Here is a 608-nt window from a genome sequence, read left to right as displayed (position 1 = left end):
GGGTGCCTCCGGCGAACCGACATTTGTCTACATCAGGCCTCTTGCGGACTGATTCCTTCGAAGTGAGCCTCTCTTGATCACCTTCGCGCGAGCGGCGCTGCATGCGTCCGTTTTCGTTTGACGGCCCGGGGCCCCCGCACCAAAGCTGCCGGTGCTGACCGCGCGGAAGCCGGAATGGACCGGCACGCTGGGTAGCGCTGGGGGGAAACCATGCCAAGCTTGCCGGAACTGATGCCGACGCAGGTGTCGGACGAAACCTTTGGCGGCGTCACCTACCACATAGCGGGCGAGTTGGTGCCCGTGCTGTCGGTCGATGTGACGCAAATGCCCGTCTATTTCGAGCACCATATCCTGTTGTGGAAGAACTCCACCATCACCATCGGCCTGAAATCACTGAAAGGCGCGCTGAAGCGCATGATGGCCGGCATGCAGATCTTCGTTACCGAGGCGTCGGGAGCAGGCATCATCGCCTTCAGCCGCGATGGACCCGGCCACATCGTGCCGATCCATCTCAGGCGCGGCGAGGAGATCCAAGTGCGCGAACACCAGTTTCTCGCCGCCACCGGCAATGTCGAGTACACGTTCGAGCGTGTGCGCGGCCTGGCGAC

The 608-nt window shown here is 62.5% G+C and carries 1 protein-coding gene; it reads left to right on the top strand.

Annotation, left to right across the window (positions count from 1 at the left end; all coding sequences use genetic code 11):
• Nucleotides 1-210: 210 nt before the first annotated feature.
• Nucleotides 211-608: AIM24 family protein (locus ACWTU8_RS31930; RefSeq protein WP_455851268.1), on the top strand; the 398-nt coding region annotated here is incomplete at its 3' end.

The sequence above is a fragment of the Mesorhizobium sp. BHbdii genome (assembly GCF_053848045.1).
The sequence above is the reverse complement of the archived record's forward strand: the minus strand, read 5'-3'. Positions and strand labels throughout refer to the sequence as shown.